Raw genomic sequence first — 15,412 nt, forward strand, 5'->3', positions numbered from 1 at the left:
TCTTTACACGAACGCGGACTGCCCGGTGATCGCCTTGCCGACGATCAGGGTGTTCATCTCGCGCGTGCCCTCGAAGGAGTAGATCGCTTCGGCGTCGGCGAAGAACCGCGCGACGTCGTAGCCGAGCACGATCCCGTTGCCGCCGAAGATCTCCCGGCTCCAGGCGACGACCTCACGCATCCGCGCCGTCACGAACGCCTTGGCCAGCGACGAGTGCTCGTCCTTGAAGATCCCCGCGTCCTGCAGCCGGGCGAGCTGCACCAGCATGCCCCACGACGCGGTGATGTTGCCGAGGCTCTTCACGAGCAGGTCCTGCACCAGCTGGAACCGCGCGATCGGGCGGCCGAACTGCTGCCGCTCCTTGGCGTAGGCGAGCGCGGCCTCGTAGGCGCCGATCATCACGCCGAGCGCCTGCCACGCGACGCCGCCGCGAGTGGCGCGCAGGATCTCGGCGACGTCGCGGAAGCCGTTGATGCCCTGCAGCCGGTTCGCCTCCGGCACGCGGACGCCGGTCAGGGTGATCTCGGCGTTCTCGACGATCCGGAACGCAGTCTTGCCCTGGATCTTCTCCGGCACGAAGCCCGGCGTGCCCTTCTCGACGACGAATCCCTTGACGTGGTTGTCGTCGACGTCCCGCGCCCACACCACGACGTAGTCGGCGAAGGTCGCGTTGCCGATCCACTTCTTGGCGCCGTCGAGGACCCAGGTGTCGCCGTCCCGCTTGGCGGTCGTGCGCATCCCACCGGCCACATCGGACCCGCCGAGCGGCTCGGTCATCGCGAACGCGCCGATCTTGTCCATCGCCGCCATCTCGGGCAGCCAGCGGTCGCGCTGTTCCTGGCTCCCGCCACTGTAGATGGAGTACATCGCGAGTCCGTTGTGGACACCGAAGAACGTCGCCACCGACGCGTCGGTGCGGCTCATCTCCATCGCCATCATGCCGGTGAGCAGGTGGCTGACGGCGGGCTGATGCTCGCCGTAGCCCTCGTAGGGCAGGCCCGCGAGCCCGGAGCCGCGGAACATCCCGATCAGTTCCTTCGGGAAGGTCCCGGCTTCCCAGTTCTCGTTGACCAGCGGCTTGACGTCGTGGGTCATGAACTCGCACGCCTTGACGAGCAGCTTGCGCTCGTCGTCGGGCAGCAGCGCCTCGAAGTCGTAGAAGTCGGCGGTCAGCTTGTCGGTCAGGGGTTCCATCTCAGTTCTCCTCCACTGCGTGCAGAACGGCGAGCTGCTTGCGGTCGCGCGTCTCGGCCAGGTCCGAGTACGTGGAGGAGCCGTAAGCCTGTTCGACGGCTTCGATGAGCCGTTCCTGCTCTTCGGGGCTCTGGCTGGGGGTGCCCAGGCCGGCCCACATCTTCTTCATGGACTTGCCGATGTGCTCGGCCATGTGCCGGTAGCCGCCGGGGCCGCCACCGAGGTGCGAGCCGAGGAACGGCCCGACGGTCGCCCAGCGGATCCCGAGCGAGTTCGTGATGACCTTGTCGAGTTCTTCCGGCGTCACGACCCCTTGTTCGACGAGGTAGATGGCCTCGCGGCTGAGCGCGTTCTGCAGCCGGTTGCCCACGAAGCCGGGCATCTCCTTGCGTTCCACGACCGGCGTCCGGCCGAGGGCGGCGTAGAACTCGACGGCCCTGGTCACGGCCTCCTCGCTGGTCTGCTCGCCCGGGACGACCTCGACCAGGGGGATGAGGTGCGGCGGGTTGAACGGGTGTCCGATGAGGACACGGCGGCCGTCGATCCCCTCGGTGAAGGCCGTGGACGGGATGGCGCTGGACGAACTCAGCAGCAGGGCGTCCTCCGGCACTTCCTCGACGAGCTTCGCGAACAGGTCCTTTTTGAACTCGACGTTCTCCGGCCCGTTCTCCTGCACCACATCCGCTTCTTTCACTGATTCAGTGACGTCTTGGGCGAGGTGGACGCGGCTCGTCAGGTCCTCGGCGGTGGTGCCGAGGTGCGGGGCGAACGTCTTCAGCGCGCTTTCGACGGCCTCGGCGAGGTCGGGGCGGGGGTCGGTGACCCGGACGGTCAAGCCGTGGCTCGCGAACAGCGCCGTCCAGGACAGGCCGATGGTTCCGGCGCCGATGACCGCTGCGTTCTTCATGACCGCGCTCCCTTCAGGTAGTCGAAGACCGGCTTGACCGGGGCGAGCGTCAGGTCGGTGCGGATGTGGCTCGCGGAGACGACCTCGAGCACCGGCAGGTCCGCCAGCGGGGCCAGGACGTGCTGGAACAGCTGCAGCCGCGCGGGGCCGGTGTAGGCCTCCTTGACCACGACGTCGGTGATCTCGGTGCGGACCAGTTCCTGTACGCGCGGGGCGCCGTCGTAGCCCGGGATCGTCTTGAGCATGAACGTCGGGACGGTGATCTGGCGCTCGGCCTCGCGGGCGTCCAGCTCGTGGTGCTTGTAGCCCATGGTCGCGGTGGCGACCCGGAGCGTCCCGTAGTCCAGCGTGCCCACGAGGACGCCGTTGTCGACATAGAGCTTCGGGCTGCCCACGGTCTTGGGGTAGGCGCTGACCTCGCGCCCGGACGCGGTCGCCGGGAAGTTGTCGAGGTACATCGCGTGCAGGTACTCGCCGCGCTCGCCGTCGAAGCTGACTTCGATCGCCTGGCCGGACTCGGTGTACGGGCCGTAGCCGGAGACGTCGCCCATCTTCATGACTTCGAAGCGCACCAACGGTTCTTCGACCTTCAGCGGCTCCGGGACGACGGCGCGGAGGGCGTCGGCGTCGGTGCGGTAGACGATGTTCAGGTACTCGCGGTCGGTGAACCTCGGCACCACCGGCGCGAACGCCGGGGCGGTCAGGGGAGTGGTCACGTGCTGTCGGACTTCTTCGATCTTCATTCGCCTGTCCACTTCGGAGCGCGGCGCTCGGCGAAGGCGGTCATGCCCTCGCGGACGTCGGCGGACTGCATCAGCTTCTCGATCTCTTCGCGTTGCGCGGCCTCGGGATCCGCGGCGCGCACGATCTTCTTGACGGCGGCCAGCGCGAGCGGCGCGTTCGCGGCGAGCTGCTCGGCCAGCTGGAGCGCGACGGCGGCGGCGTCACCCTCGGGTGTCACGCGGTTCGCCAGGCCCAGGTCCCTGGCCCGGCGGCCGGTCATCGGCTCGCCGGTGAGCAGGACCTCCATCGCCAGGTGGTGCGGGATCCGCTTCGGCAGCCGGAGCACCCCGCCCCCGGCGGCGATCAGCCCACGCTTGACCTCGGGGAGGCCGAACTTCGCGTTCTCGGCGGCGACGATCAGGTCACAACCCAGCGCGAGTTCGAACCCGCCGCCCATGGCGAACCCTTCGACGGCGGCGATCAGCGGCTTGCTCAGTTCGGCTTCGGTCAGGCCGCCGAACCCGCGTCCCGGGATCTCCGGGGATTCGCCCTTGAGCGCGGCCTTGAGATCCATCCCGGCGCTGAAGGTGCCATCGGCACCGGTGAGAACGCCCGCCCGCAACGCGGAATCGCCTTCCAACTCGTCCAGCGCGGCGGCCAGCTGCGAGGCGACGGCGGCGTTGACGGCGTTCCGGGCTCGGGGCCGGTCAATGGTGATCAGCAGGGTGCTGCCGACCGGTTCAGTGCGTACTTCACTCATGACTCCCCTTCCCAGGGCGCCACTTTCGTAGGGAAAGTGACACTGGTTCAGACCAACTCGGCGAGGACTTCGGCGGTGTCCTGCCCGGCCAGCGGGGCCAGGCGGCGGATCGAGCCGGGCGTCGCGGAGAACTTCACCGGGATGCCGACCGTGCGGATGGTGCCCTCGGTCGGGTGCTCGACGGTGTCGAGCAGGTGGCCGTCGCGGACGTACGGGTCCTCGTGTGCCTTGTCCAGCTCCAGCACCGGGGCCATCGGGATGCTGTGCTTCGCGCAGACCTCGGCCCACTCGTCGGTGGTCAGCGCCGGGGCGCAGGCGGCGATCTGCTCGGTCAGCCACTCGTTGTCGGTGCGGTCGATGGCCTCGCCGTTGACGCGCGGGTCCGCGGCGAGGTCCGGCCGCCCGGCGGCGGCGAAGAAGTCGCGGAAGTTCTTCGGGTTGTAGGGGATGACGCAGGCGAGGCCGTCCTTGGTGCGGACCGTGGCGTGGCCCTTCGTCATCGACAGCCCGAACCCGGTCGGGCCCTCGGCGGGCTCGTAGGTGTGGCCCGCGAGGTGTTCGACCAGGTTGAACGCGAGGAGCGTGTCGGTCATCGGGATCTCGATCTGCTGGCCCTGCCCGGTCCGGTCCCGGTGCACCAGCGCGGCGAGCACGCTGTAGGCGATGGTCAGCGACGACACCTTGTCGCCGATGATCGTCGGCAGGTAGACCGGCTCGCCGAGCGCGCGGTGGGCGACGTCGACCAGGCCGGAGGAGGCCTGCACGGTCTCGTCGTAGGCGGCGTTGCCGGCCTGCGGGGAGTCGCCGCGGAAGCCCTGCGCGTGGGCGTAGACGAGCCGCGAGTTGCGCTCGGCGACGTCGGCGTAGTTCAGGCCGAGGCGGCTCAGGGCGCCGGGGCGCATGTTGGTGATCAGCACGTCGGCGGTGTCGATGAGCTTGAGGGCCTGCTCGCGCTCGGTCTCGTCCTTGAGGTTGAGGACGACGCTGCGCTTGTTGCGGTTGACGTTGAGGTTCAGCGGGGTCATGCCCGGCGTGGTGCGGTAGCTGCCCACCCGCACGGTGTCGGCGGGGGACTCGATCTTGATCACGTCGGCGCCGAGGTCGCCGAGGATCTGGGCCGCGTACGGGCCCATGACCACGGTCGAGAGGTCGATCACGCGCACGCCGTCGAGGGGGCCGGTGATGTCCGTCATCATTCGTCCTTTCGCACCTTGTTCCTTCGCTTCCGAAGTTAGTCGCGGTGGTGCGGAAAGGGAATGATCATGATACGAACAATGGTACGACCGCAGCGGTCACACCATTGTTGTCAGGTGCTGATGGGTTCGGCGAAGATCTCTTTCGCGGCTTCGACGAGGTCGTGCAGGTCACCGTCGGTGCGGTCGCGGCGCCAGAGCAGGCCGGTGTCGAGCTGGGGCCGGAAGTCGGTGAAGGGCAGCACGATGACGTTGTCGAGCCGGTAGCCGTGCATCGGCGACTTGGCGTCGAGCATGGAAATGGAAAAGGCCTCGCCGCTGGAAATGATTTCGGACGTGCCGCCGTAACCGGTGTTCGTCAGCCGGATGCGTTTCTTGACGCCAAGTTCGCTCAACTGGTGGTCGAGCTGGTCGAAATAGGCGGGCGTGATTTCACCGGGCGAGGCGACGTAGGGGAATTGGGCGAGCTTCCCGAGCGAGACGGACTCCCGCCCGGCGAAGAGGTCGGCGGGCACGACGGCCCCGAGTCGTTCGGACATGACGGGCACCTGGTCGAGCGCGGGATCGGTGACGGGCAGCCGGGCCAGGGTGAGGGCGAGCTTCCCGTCGTGCACGCCCTGCACGAGATCGGCGGTGGTGCCGGGCCAGCGTTTCAGTTCGTAGCGCGCCTTGACCCGTTCGGCGAGGGCGTTGACGCGGTCCCGGAGATCGGGGTGCACCCCGGCGGGCATGCCGAGGAAAACGGTCCGCCGCTGCGGCCGAACGGCTTCTTCGAGCTTCCACGGGATGGCGCTGACCTGGTCGAGCACGTCACGCGCGAGGGGGAGCAGGGCGGCCCCGGCGGGCGTGAGCCGCACGTGGTGGGTGCTGCGGTCGAAGAGCTGCTGCCCGAGTTCGTGTTCGAGATCCTTGATCCGCTGACTGAGCGGAGAGGCGGCCATATGCAGCTTCCGAGCGGCGGCGGAGAAGTTGAGCTCCTCAGCGACGGCGACGAAGTAGCGCAGGTGCAGCATCTCCATGCCCCGACCCTACGGCCGGTCACGGACGGGCGGGCTGAAGGGGACGTTCATCGCATCTGATGAGAGGAAAGTCCCCTTCAGCTCATCTCATGCCATGAACGTCCCCTTCAGCTCTGTCCACATCACCCCGGTTATCCACAGGTCTTCGATCCGGGTCTGGCGGGCACGCCCATGGTCGTGATGACGATGGTGGTGTGAAGGCCGGTCATTGGGGCGACGACCCCGAAGTGCTCAGGGACAGCAGCGACAACGGTGTGATCCGGGTCCGGCGGCTCGAGGAGCTGGGTGTGCCCGCGACAACGGCTTACCGGAGATGCGGGCCGGGAGGACCGTGGACGCGGCTTCTGCCCGGCATCGTCCTCCTGTCCAACGCGCCTCCGACGCGTCCGCAGCAGGTCGCGGCCGCACTCCTCTACGGCGGACCGGAGGCGATCCTCACCGGCGCGGAGGCTTGCCGCACGCTTGGCTTGCGGAACGTGCCGGAGAAGTGCACCCTCGTCCATTTGCTCGTTCCGCACGGCCGTCGGCTGCACAACTACGACTACGTGCACGTCGAGCGCACTCACCGCATGCCGAAGGTGCTCAACCGACGTGGCTTGCCGGTGTCCGAACCGACCCGTGCGGTACTCGACGGGTGTCGGCGGATGACTGAGCTGCGGCCCGTTCGTGCTCTCTTGACCGAGGCCGTGCAGCGTTCCTTCACGACGTACGAGCGGCTCATTCAAGAATTGGAGGTCGGCAGCCGGCGAGGCAGCGCGGTCCCTCGTCTGGTCCTCGCCGAAATGGCCGGCGGCGCGGAATCGGTGGCTGAGCTCGACGCCGTCCGTCTCTGGAAGCGAAGCGGGCTACCGGAGCCACAGTGGAACAAGCCGCTCTTCTCGCGCTCCGGTGCCTACCTGGGCAAGCCGGACGCGTGGTTCGAGCAGGTCGGGCTCGCGTGGGAAATCGACTCGCTGGCCTTCCACGCCGGTGCGGAAGGGTTCGCGCGGACTCTGTCCAGAAACGCGCGCTACGCGGCCGCGGGAGTCCTGGTGCTGCCGACGCTGCCCGCCCGTCTGCGCACCGACCCCGAAGAAGTGATCGCAGAACTCAAGGGCGCATATGCGGCAGCTGCGGCCCTCCCGGCGCCAGCCGTCCGTTCCGTGGCGTGAGCTGAAGGGGACGTTCATCGCATCTGATGAGAGGAAAGTCCCCTTCAGCTCACCTCATGCCATGAACGTCCCCTTCAGCGCGGCGCAGGGGGACGGTGGCCGTCGACGCGGCCAACGGAACTCGATCGTGAACGCCGCCCCGCCCTCCGGCGCCGGGCCCGCCGTGAGAGTTCCGCCCATCCGCGTCACCAGGCCGTGGACCAGCGCCAGCCCGATCCCCGACCCCACCGGGCGGCGGTCGCGATACCGAGCGTTCAGCACTCCGCGCTCGAACGCCACCGGGTAGTCCTCCGGGGCCAGGCCGGGCCCGCCATCACGGACCGACAACCGCGCCGCCCCCTCCGACACCTCCAAAGCGAACACCATCGGGGCACCGGCAGGCGTCACGCGCAACGCGTTCTCCGCCAGGCCGTCGACCACCTGGCGCAGCCGCCGGGCGTCGGCGTGGACCGGCACCGCCGCCGCCGGGGCCGAGACCGTCAGCTGGACCTCCTCGCGTGCGCACCTCAGCTGCCACACCTCCGCGCAGTCGCGGACCAGGGCCGCCAGGTCCAGCTCCGCGACGTCGAGGCGGAACTCGTCCGCGCCCAGCCGAGCCAGCTCCAGCAGGTCCGTGACCAGCCGCTCCAGCCTCTGCGCCTCGCGCTGGATCGTCTGCCCGGCCCGCTGCGCGTCGGGCCCCGATGCGACGCCGTCCGCGATCGCCTCGGCGAAGCCCGTCACCGCTGTCAACGGCGTCCGCAGCTCGTGCGACACCGACAGCAGGAACTCGCGTTGTCGCGCCTCGCTCGACGCCAGCGCGTCGGCCAGCGAGTTCAGTGATCCGGCCACCTCCGCCACCTCGCGCGGCCCCTCCACCGGCACCCGCACGTCGCGCCGTCCCGCGCGCAGGGAGCCCGCGGCCGCCGCCGCTCGCCGCAGGGGACGGCCCAGCAGGCGCCCCGACACGAACCCGGCCAGCGCCGCCACCAGGAGGCCGATGCCGAGCGCCAGTGCGATGTTGCGCACCAGTGCCCGCTGCGTCGCTTCGGCGTTGCGCGCCGGCAGGACCAGCGCGAACGCCGCGCCGCGCGGGCCGACCACCCGCGTCTCGACCAGGTACTGCGCCCCCGCGACCGTCACCCGCCCGGAGTGGTCCGCGCCGAGCCCGAGCTTGCCCGCGGCCTGCACGGCGACCCCTTCGCCGGTCGCCTGCCCGCCCGCGCGCCGGACCACCACCGAGATGCCCTGCCCGCGCACGACGTCGGCCACCTTGCCCACGCCGAGCCGGTTGCCGATGCCCGTCTCGTCGAGCTGCGACGCGACGACGTCGGCCTGCGCGGCCAGCGACGACTGCAGCACGTTGTCCGCCGTGGTCCGGATCAGCCGCGCCGCCACCAGCCCGGCGACGATCACCGCCACCCCCGCGACCGCCAGGCACACCAGCGTGATCCGCCCGGCGAGGGTGCCCCTCACGCCGGGTCCGCCGCGTAGCCGATGCCGCGGACCGTCCTGATCGGACTCGCGTCGCCGAGCTTCGCCCGCAGCTGCGCCACGTGGACGTCCACCGTCCGGGTACCCGCCGCCGCGGCGTAGCCCCACACCGCGCTGAGCAGCTGGTCGCGCGAAAGCACCTGCCCCGGGTGCCGCAGCAGGTGCGTGAGGAGGTCGAACTCCGTCGACGTCAGGGAAATCTCGACGTCGCGCGCCCACGCCCGGCGGCTGGTGACGTCGACGCGCGCGCCGCCGACGGTGAACGTCTCCGCCGCGGGCGTCGCCCCCGACGCGCGGCGCAGCACCGTCCGGACCCGGGCCGCCAGCTCGCGCGGGCTGAACGGCTTCGTCAGGTAGTCGTCGGCGCCGATCTCCAGGCCCAGCAGGCGGTCCAGCTCGTCGTCGCGGGCGGTGACGAACAGGACCGGCGTCCAGTCCCCGGCCGCGCGCATGGCTTTGCAGATCTCGATACCGTCCATTCCGGACAGTCCGATGTCGAGCACGATCGCCACCGGCTTGAGGCGCCGGACCGCGTCCAGCGCCTTCCCGCCGTCGGGCTCGACGTGCACGCCGAAGCCGTCGCGCTTGAGGTAGAGCGTCGCCAGCTCGGCGATCGCGGCCTCGTCCTCGACCACGAGGACGAGGCCGCGTCCCGGTGACCCCATGCCAGCTCCCGTCTCCGCCGTCAGTCCCGCGGAGACGCTACGCCGTCAGGGCGTGCCATCGCTGTTCATGTCGGTCTCGATGCTGTTGAGCGTCGAGTCGATCCCGCTCAGCTCGCTCGGCACGCTCGACTGGCCGGGCGAGTCCATCAGGTTGTCGCGGCAGGCCGAGCAGCCGAGCGCGATCAGCGCGGCGGCGCCGACCGCCGCCGCGACCCGCGCGCGCCTCACTTGGCCGGCTTGCAGTGCGCGGACGCGAAGGCGTCGAGCTTCTGCTTGGCCGCGTCCAGCTCGCCGATCCGGCCCTGGCGCTTGGTGGCGCGCTGGTCGAGCTGGTCGGCGCGCTGGGTGTGGCCCTTCGCGCGCTGGTCGGCGGCCCGCGCCTTGAGGTTGGCGACCGAACCGCTGATCTCGGCGCCGCCGGTGATCCGCTGCTTCAGGTTGTCGGCCCGCTTCTGCAGCTTCGGCACCCAGTCGCCGCACACCTGCTGCGACTCCTCCGGGCTGAGCGTGATCGGCGCGACGGGCGCCGGCGACGTGGTCTGGGCCGAGGCCAGCGGCGCCGCCACCAGCAGGCAAGCCGCGCTTCCGCAGCCCGCCAGCGCCAGCCGCGTCCAGGTGGTTCCTCGCATCGTGTCTCCTCGTCTCCGTTCGGGGTACGGGAGAACCTTCGCGCGGCGGTGTTCGGACGGTGTCCGCCTAGTGTTCGGGCTCTGTAAGGGCGATGAACCGCTCCATGGCGGCGTCGACGGCTTCGCGGTCGCCGGTCGTGACGAGGTCGAGCAGCAGCCCGCGGGCCACGGCCAGGCCGAGCCGCGCGTGGGCCTTCCGGTCGGCTTCGGGGACCCCGGCCGCGGCGAGCAGGGCTTCGACCGGGCCGAGCCAGTCGTCGACGACGCCGTCGAGCAGCTCGGTCGTGCCCGGCGTGCCGCCGAGGGCCTGGCCGTAGAGCTGGAAGAAGAGCTTTTCGTTGGCGCGCAGGCTTTCGTCGGTGAGGCGCCGCCAGAACTCCCGGCCCGCGTTCGCCGGGTCGAGGTCCGCCAGGGCCGCCCGCTGCCGCGCCTCGACCTCGCGCGCCACCGCCGTGAGCAGGCCTTCCTTGGAGCCGAAGTGGTAGATGAGCATGCGGTGGCTGGTGCCGAGGTCGGCGGCCAGCGCCCGCAGGCTCTTGCCCGCGCCGCCGTGGTGGGCGATGTGCTCGATCGCCGCGTCGAGGAGCTTCGCGCGCGGGCTTGCGTCGATCATGTACCAAATGGTACACGTACCAAATGGTACAGAGAATTTCGGTCCGCGGCCGGACATCCGCACCGGCTGACACCGTGTACGAGCTCCTCCGCGACGGCGCGAGCTGGCCGACGTGGTCGCCGCTGGGGTCGTTCGAGCTGGTCCGCCCGGGTGACGACGAGCCGGAGGGCCTGGGCGCGATCCGCCTGTTCCGGACCGGGCGGACCCGTTCGTACGAGAAGATCGTCGCGCTCGAGCCGGGTCGCCGGTTCGGCTACGCGCTGGAGCACGGCCTGCCGCTGCGGGACTACGTCGCGTATGTGGACCTTTCGCCGCGCGACGGCGGCACCGAGATCCACTGGCACTCGACGTTCACCGCGAAGATCCCCGGCACCGGCTGGTTCTACCGGCGGGTGCTGGGTGTGTTCATCAAGCGGGTGGTGGCCGGGCTGGTCGCCGCGACCGAGGCGCGCGTGGCCCCATAAAGTGGGCGCATGCCACGGGGATCGACCGGCCGCACGCAGGAGGAACGCAGCGCGGCGATGCGGGTGAGGCTGCTCGACGCGACGGTCGACTGCCTGGTCGAGTACGGCTACGCGGGCACGACGACCACCCGGGTGGCCGAGCGGGCGGGCGTCACGCGCGGCGCGCAGGTGCACCACTTCCCGACGAAGGCGGACCTGGTGACGTCGGCGATCCGGCACCTGGCGGCGAAGCGCACGGAAGTGGCGATGGCCGAGCTGGACCGGCTCCGGGCGTCGACGGACCCGGTGGGCGACGCGCTGCAGCTGATGTGGGAGATGCACCAGGGACCGGTGTTCTCGGCGACGGTGGAGCTGTGGGTGGCGGCCCGACCGGACCCGGAGCTGCGCCGCCAGATGGCGGCGGTCGAGCCGATCGCGACGTCCAGTTTGGTCGAGTTCGGCCGGGCGTTGCTGCCGGAGCACGCGGGGCACCACGAGTTCCTGCACGCGGTGTACACGGCGATGGACGTGGTGCGCGGGATCTTGATCGCCTCGTGGGCAACGCGGGACCAGGAGGAGCTGGAGGCGCGCTGGGAGCGAGGGCGTCGTCACCTGCGGATCCTGTTCGACGCGCTGCTGGCGCCCACGGCCTGAATCGCGTGTTACTCTCTCCGGGAAAGTGAGGGGGTGCCCTGTGCTGGCCGATCCGTACGACCGCAACTGCCCCACCCGCCAGCTCCTCGACCGCATCGGCGATCAGTGGACGGTGCTGATCGTCGGGGCGGTGAAGGACGGGCCGCTGCGGTTCACCGAGATCGCGCGGCGGGTGGACGGGATTTCGCAGAAGGTGCTCACGCAGACGCTGCGGAGTCTGGTGCGGGACGGGATCCTCACGCGCACGGCTTACGCGACCATCCCGCCGAAGGTCGAGTACGAGCTGACGGCGTTGGGGCGGAACTTGTCCGAGCCGCTGGACATGTTGGACCAGTGGGCGCGGCGGCACATGGCGGCCGTTCAGGAAGCCCGGGACGCCTACGACGCGGAGCACACTCCGGCTTCCGCCTAGCCCCAAGCGCCCCAAGGCGACCTTCGGTGCGTCTGACGCAACCAAGGCCGCCTTCGGTGCTCCATCCATGCCCCGCCGCCGCCCTCAACGGAGGCGCTTCGCGCCGCAGTGCCGATTCAACGCAACCAAGGCCACATTGGGGCGCTTGAGTCAGCGGGCCACCAAGCCCGCCTCGTGGGCCAGCAACCCGGCCTGCGTCCGGTTCGCGCAATCCAGCTTCACGAGCATCCGCGAGACATAGCTCTTCACCGTCGCCTCGGCGAGGTGCAACCGAGCCCCGATGTCCGCATTGGACAGTCCCTCGCCCAGGCACGCCAGCACATCCCGCTCCCGCTCGGTCAACCCGGCGATCCGCCGCCGCGCGTCGTCGCCGCGCTCGCGTCCGTCCGCGGACAACGCCACCAGCCGGCGCGCCGCCGACGGTGACAGCACCGTGTGCCCGTCCGCCGCCACCCGGACCAGGCCGATCAAGTCCTCCGGCGGCGTCGACTTCACCAGGAAGCCCGCCGCTCCCGCACGCAACGCCCGGATCACGTACGTGTCCGCGTCGAACGTCGTCAGGGCCACCACCGCCGGTGGGTCGGGCAACGCCGTGATCCGCGGGATCGCCGTCAGCCCGTCCACGCCCGGCATCCGCAGGTCCATCAGCACCACGCGCGGCCGGTGCCGGACCACCGCTTCGACCGCCTCCGCGCCGTCGGCCGCCTGGGCCACCACCTCGATGTCGGGCGCCGAACCCAGGATCGTGCGCAGGTGCGCGCACACCATCGGCTCGTCGTCGACCACGAGCACCGGGATCACTGCGCGCCTTCCGCCGTCGGGACGTAGGCGGGCAGTATCGCACCGACCCGGAACCCGCCGCCCGGTGCCGGGCCCGCGTCGAACCGCCCGCCGACCAGCTCGACGCGTTGCCGCAGCCCCGCCAGGCCCACTCCGCTACCGCGACCGGCCAGTGCCGGGTCGGGTGGGCGGGCTGCCGCCGTGTTGCCCACCGAGACGTCCAGACCACCCGGGTGGTAGCGCAGCGAGACCGTCGCCGACGCGCCCGGCGCGTGCTTGCGCACGTTCGTCAGCGCCTCCTGCACCAGCCGGTACGCCGTGCGCGCGACCGTCGGCGACACCTGCGCCGGGTCGCCGTCCACCACCAGCTCCGTCGCCACCCCCACCGAGCGCGACTCCTCGACCAGCCGCGCCGGGTCGCCGGGCTCCTCCGGGCTGAGCGTCCGCGCGCCGGCCTCCGCGCCGTCGCGCAGGACGCCGACCAGGTCGCGCAGCTCGTCCAGGGCCAGCGCGCCTTCGCGGCGGATGTCCTCGGCCGCCGCGCGGGCCGCCGGGTCCGCCGACGTCACGCCGAGCGCGCCCGCGTGCAGCACCATCAGGCTGAGCCGGTGCGTGACGACGTCGTGCATCTCGCCCGCGAGCCGCCGCCGTTCCTCCGCCCGGGCGCGCTCGGCGAGCAGGTGCTGTTCGCGTTCGGCGCGCTCCGCGCGGTCGCGCAGCGACTGCAGCAGCTGCTTGCGGGCTTCGAAGTACAGCGACGCCAGCGCGGGCAACGCCGTGCTGAGCAGCCCGAACGGCGTCGTAGCCCAGCTCGGCGTCCACGGCCGCGCGGCCACCACGGCCAGGATCCCGGCCACCCACAGCACCGTCCGCCGGTCCAGCACCCGCGCCGCCTGCGACAGGATCACCGGGGTGATCGTCGGCACTGTCGTCAGCGCGAGCGGGTGGACCGGCACGAGCAGCCCCGGCGCGAACGTGTCCGACGCGAGCATCGCGAACGCCGCCGCGGTGACGACCGCGCAGACCTGACCGGGGAACCGGAACAGCAGCACCAGCGTGCAGTCGCAGGCGACCTGGAGGACCAGACCGGCCGCCGGGCCCAGCGCGCCGGTCGTCCGGTCGTCGAGGGCGAAGAAGAGCGTGTTCATCCCGGCGAACGCGAGCGCGGCGAAGATCAGCCAGCGGGCGTCGGAGCGGCTCGGCCACAGCGGCCGCCGGGCGGTGGTCACGCGGCCACGGTAACCGCTGAGCCGGGCCGACGCCCCGGGATGCAACGAAAGTTGCGCGCGACGGCCACCGTTCGTCGCCGCGATCGGCACCCTCGGCCGGTTTCGCCGCGCACCCCGGACGCGGTGTGCTGGGGACGTGACAGTCCTGACGCGACCGAAGACGGCGTTCGCCGCGGGCCCGGTGCTCGTGGTCGCGGGCCTCGCCGGGCTCGCGCTGCTGCTGACCAGCGGGCGCTACGCGGGCGGGTTCGACGAGCTCTACTTCCTGGTGGCCGGTCGAGATCACCTGAGCTGGGGGTATTTCGACCAGCCACCGCTCGTGCCCGCGCTGGCGGCGGCGATGGACGCCGTCGCCCCGGGGTCGCTGGTCGCGCTGCGCCTGCCGGTGACACTCGCCGCGGCGGGCGGCGTGGTCGTCACGGCCCTGATCGCCCGCGAGCTCGGCGGCGGCCGCGGCGCCCAGGTGATGGCGGCGGCCTGCTACGCGACGTCGGGGATCGTCATCGTCAGCCACTGGCTCGCGACATACGCGCTCGACCCGTTCCTCTGGACGGTCCTGACGTGGCTGCTCGTCCGCTGGACGCGCACCCGCCGCGACGGCCTGCTGGTGTGGGCGGGCGTGGTCACGGCGGTGTCGCTGGAGACGAAGTTCCTGATCCCGGCGTTGTGGGCGGCGGTGCTGCTCGCCGCGCTGTGGCTCGGTCCGCGGGAGCTGCTCTCGCGGCCGAAGCTCTGGCTGGGCGCGGCGATCGCGGCGGCCGTCACGGTGCCGACGCTGCTCTGGCAGGCCACGCACGGCTGGCCGTACACCCACATGGGCGACGTCGTCGCGGCGGAGTTCCCCGGCTACGGCGGCTGGGTGCGCGACGCGCTCCTCAGCGCGGGGGTCGGTGTCGGCGTCCTCGCCCTGGGGTACGGCATGTGGCGGCTGCTGCGGTCGCCCGAGCTGCGGCCGTACCGGTACCTGGGCGTCGCGGTGCTGCTGGTCGGCGTCGCGGTGCTGGCGACGCAGGGCCGGGCGTACTACGTCATGGGCTTGTACGCGGTGCCGTTCGCGGCCGCGGCGACCGAGCTGACCCGGCGGAACCTGGTGGGCTGGTGGAAAGCCGTGGCGTGGCCGGCTTTCGCGCTGTCGGCGGTGGTGACGCTGGTCGCGTTGCCGGTGTGGCCCGCGTCGGCACGGACGTCGTACGGGCCGTTCACGCTCGGCAGCACGTTCGCGCAGGGCGAGCTGCCGCAGCAGGAGCTGGCGAAGGCGATCGGACAGGCCTACGCCGCGCTTCCCCCGGAGACTCGCGCGCGGACCGTCGTGTACGCGGAGATCTACCCGTTCGCGGCGGTGACGGAGTTCTACGGTGGTCAACGTGTCTACAGTGGACACCGCGGGTACTGGTACTTCGGCCCGCCACCGGAGTCGGCCGACGCGGTGTTGTTCGCCGGGTTCGATCCCGGGTCGCTGCGGCCCTATTTCGCGCACGAGACGCAGGTGGCCGAGGGGCTGCTGTGGGTGTTCGACGGCCGGACGGCGCCGTGGGCGCGGATCTGGCCGGACTTGAGACGGGAGTGA

17 protein-coding genes and 1 pseudogene are annotated in these 15,412 nt (G+C 71.2%); 5 read left to right on the forward strand and 13 right to left on the reverse strand.

What is annotated here, in order from left to right; translation table 11 throughout:
* Nucleotides 1-3: 3 nt before the first annotated feature.
* The 6 genes from QP939_RS30780 to QP939_RS30805 all read right to left on the reverse strand — a co-directional run bounded on the left by QP939_RS30780 (nucleotide 4) and on the right by QP939_RS30805 (nucleotide 5,796).
* The gene (locus tag QP939_RS30780; RefSeq protein ID WP_285449676.1) at nucleotides 4-1,194 is read right to left on the reverse strand and encodes an acyl-CoA dehydrogenase family protein; all 1,191 of its coding nucleotides are present in this window, start codon (nucleotides 1,192-1,194) and stop codon (nucleotides 4-6) included.
* A 1-nt stretch (nucleotide 1,195) separates the two neighbouring features.
* Complete coding sequence (locus QP939_RS30785) at nucleotides 1,196-2,101, reverse strand: 3-hydroxyacyl-CoA dehydrogenase NAD-binding domain-containing protein (RefSeq protein WP_285449677.1); 906 nt, start codon at nucleotides 2,099-2,101, stop codon at nucleotides 1,196-1,198.
* Entirely contained in the window at nucleotides 2,098-2,844 is a 747-nt protein-coding gene (locus tag QP939_RS30790) for an acetoacetate decarboxylase (protein WP_285449678.1), read from the reverse strand. Before QP939_RS30790 ends, QP939_RS30785 begins: the two co-directional genes overlap by 4 nt.
* Complete coding sequence (locus tag QP939_RS30795; RefSeq protein ID WP_285449679.1) at nucleotides 2,841-3,584, reverse strand: crotonase/enoyl-CoA hydratase family protein; 744 nt, start codon at nucleotides 3,582-3,584, stop codon at nucleotides 2,841-2,843. Before QP939_RS30795 ends, QP939_RS30790 begins: the two co-directional genes overlap by 4 nt.
* Nucleotides 3,585-3,631: 47 nt before the next feature.
* Nucleotides 3,632-4,780, reverse strand: coding sequence for a CaiB/BaiF CoA transferase family protein (locus QP939_RS30800; protein WP_434219587.1), 1,149 nt, complete (start codon nucleotides 4,778-4,780; stop codon nucleotides 3,632-3,634).
* A gap of 110 nt (nucleotides 4,781-4,890) precedes the next feature.
* A complete protein-coding gene (locus QP939_RS30805; RefSeq protein ID WP_285449681.1) occupies nucleotides 4,891-5,796 on the reverse strand; it encodes a LysR family transcriptional regulator in 906 nt (301 codons plus the stop codon).
* A 194-nt stretch (nucleotides 5,797-5,990) separates the two neighbouring features.
* Between QP939_RS30805 and QP939_RS30810 the strand changes: the two genes are divergently transcribed.
* Nucleotides 5,991-6,947, forward strand: coding sequence for a hypothetical protein (locus tag QP939_RS30810; protein ID WP_285449682.1), 957 nt, complete (start codon nucleotides 5,991-5,993; stop codon nucleotides 6,945-6,947).
* A 54-nt stretch (nucleotides 6,948-7,001) separates the two neighbouring features.
* Here QP939_RS30810 and QP939_RS30815 read toward each other — a convergent pair whose 3' ends face one another.
* The 5 genes from QP939_RS30815 to QP939_RS30835 form a co-directional block, all read right to left on the reverse strand.
* Nucleotides 7,002-8,402 (reverse strand): sensor histidine kinase, encoded by a 1,401-nt coding sequence (locus QP939_RS30815; RefSeq protein WP_285449683.1) that lies wholly within the window; start codon nucleotides 8,400-8,402, stop codon nucleotides 7,002-7,004.
* Nucleotides 8,399-9,085 carry a response regulator transcription factor gene (locus QP939_RS30820; RefSeq protein ID WP_285449684.1) on the reverse strand — a complete coding sequence of 229 codons (687 nt, stop codon included), beginning with the start codon at nucleotides 9,083-9,085 and terminating at the stop codon, nucleotides 8,399-8,401. Before QP939_RS30820 ends, QP939_RS30815 begins: the two co-directional genes overlap by 4 nt.
* Nucleotides 9,086-9,130: 45 nt before the next feature.
* Nucleotides 9,131-9,313, reverse strand: coding sequence for a hypothetical protein (locus QP939_RS30825; protein WP_285449685.1), 183 nt, complete (start codon nucleotides 9,311-9,313; stop codon nucleotides 9,131-9,133).
* Nucleotides 9,310-9,714, reverse strand: a complete 405-nt coding sequence (locus QP939_RS30830) for a hypothetical protein (protein WP_285449686.1) — start codon at nucleotides 9,712-9,714, stop codon at nucleotides 9,310-9,312. Before QP939_RS30830 ends, QP939_RS30825 begins: the two co-directional genes overlap by 4 nt.
* A gap of 67 nt (nucleotides 9,715-9,781) precedes the next feature.
* Nucleotides 9,782-10,327, reverse strand: coding sequence for a TetR/AcrR family transcriptional regulator (locus QP939_RS30835; RefSeq protein WP_285449687.1), 546 nt, complete (start codon nucleotides 10,325-10,327; stop codon nucleotides 9,782-9,784).
* Nucleotides 10,328-10,350: 23 nt separating this feature from the next.
* Between QP939_RS30835 and QP939_RS30840 the strand changes: the two genes are divergently transcribed.
* From QP939_RS30840 to QP939_RS30850, 3 genes are read left to right on the forward strand one after another with little or no spacing between them, the layout of a single operon-like run.
* Nucleotides 10,351-10,791, forward strand: coding sequence for an SRPBCC family protein (locus QP939_RS30840; RefSeq protein WP_285449688.1), 441 nt, complete (start codon nucleotides 10,351-10,353; stop codon nucleotides 10,789-10,791).
* Between the two features lie 57 nt (nucleotides 10,792-10,848).
* Nucleotides 10,849-11,424, forward strand: coding sequence for a TetR/AcrR family transcriptional regulator (locus QP939_RS30845; RefSeq protein WP_352252766.1), 576 nt, complete (start codon nucleotides 10,849-10,851; stop codon nucleotides 11,422-11,424).
* Nucleotides 11,425-11,464: 40 nt separating this feature from the next.
* Entirely contained in the window at nucleotides 11,465-11,836 is a 372-nt protein-coding gene (locus QP939_RS30850) for a winged helix-turn-helix transcriptional regulator (RefSeq protein ID WP_285449690.1), read from the forward strand.
* A gap of 150 nt (nucleotides 11,837-11,986) precedes the next feature.
* Here QP939_RS30850 and QP939_RS30855 read toward each other — a convergent pair whose 3' ends face one another.
* Nucleotides 11,987-12,604 (reverse strand): response regulator, encoded by a 618-nt coding sequence (locus QP939_RS30855; protein ID WP_414641775.1) that lies wholly within the window; start codon nucleotides 12,602-12,604, stop codon nucleotides 11,987-11,989.
* A 10-nt stretch (nucleotides 12,605-12,614) separates the two neighbouring features.
* Nucleotides 12,615-13,845: pseudogene (locus QP939_RS30860) on the reverse strand (sensor histidine kinase); the annotation flags it as partial.
* A gap of 136 nt (nucleotides 13,846-13,981) precedes the next feature.
* Between QP939_RS30860 and QP939_RS30865 the strand changes: the two are divergent.
* The gene (locus QP939_RS30865; RefSeq protein WP_434219588.1) at nucleotides 13,982-15,412 is read left to right on the forward strand and encodes an ArnT family glycosyltransferase; all 1,431 of its coding nucleotides are present in this window, start codon (nucleotides 13,982-13,984) and stop codon (nucleotides 15,410-15,412) included.

This window comes from Amycolatopsis nalaikhensis, from assembly GCF_030264295.1.
Taxonomy (GTDB): domain Bacteria; phylum Actinomycetota; class Actinomycetes; order Mycobacteriales; family Pseudonocardiaceae; genus Amycolatopsis; species Amycolatopsis nalaikhensis.

Excerpts from the sequence above, each read along its gene's own strand:
- QP939_RS30780 (WP_285449676.1), bottom strand. The coding sequence starts at position 1,194 with ATGGAACCCCTGACCGACAAGCTGACCGCCGACTTCTACGACTTCGAG.
- QP939_RS30785 (WP_285449677.1), bottom strand. The coding sequence starts at position 2,101 with ATGAAGAACGCAGCGGTCATCGGCGCCGGAACCATCGGCCTGTCCTGG.
- QP939_RS30790 (WP_285449678.1), bottom strand. The coding sequence starts at position 2,844 with ATGAAGATCGAAGAAGTCCGACAGCACGTGACCACTCCCCTGACCGCC.
- QP939_RS30795 (WP_285449679.1), bottom strand. The coding sequence starts at position 3,584 with ATGAGTGAAGTACGCACTGAACCGGTCGGCAGCACCCTGCTGATCACC.
- QP939_RS30800 (WP_434219587.1), bottom strand. The coding sequence starts at position 4,780 with ATGATGACGGACATCACCGGCCCCCTCGACGGCGTGCGCGTGATCGAC.
- QP939_RS30805 (WP_285449681.1), bottom strand. The coding sequence starts at position 5,796 with ATGGAGATGCTGCACCTGCGCTACTTCGTCGCCGTCGCTGAGGAGCTC.
- QP939_RS30820 (WP_285449684.1), bottom strand. The coding sequence starts at position 9,085 with ATGGGGTCACCGGGACGCGGCCTCGTCCTCGTGGTCGAGGACGAGGCC.
- QP939_RS30830 (WP_285449686.1), bottom strand. The coding sequence starts at position 9,714 with ATGCGAGGAACCACCTGGACGCGGCTGGCGCTGGCGGGCTGCGGAAGC.
- QP939_RS30835 (WP_285449687.1), bottom strand. The coding sequence starts at position 10,327 with ATGATCGACGCAAGCCCGCGCGCGAAGCTCCTCGACGCGGCGATCGAG.
- QP939_RS30840 (WP_285449688.1), top strand. The coding sequence starts at position 10,351 with ATGGTACAGAGAATTTCGGTCCGCGGCCGGACATCCGCACCGGCTGAC.
- QP939_RS30845 (WP_352252766.1), top strand. The coding sequence starts at position 10,849 with ATGCGGGTGAGGCTGCTCGACGCGACGGTCGACTGCCTGGTCGAGTAC.
- QP939_RS30855 (WP_414641775.1), bottom strand. The coding sequence starts at position 12,604 with ATGGTGTGCGCGCACCTGCGCACGATCCTGGGTTCGGCGCCCGACATC.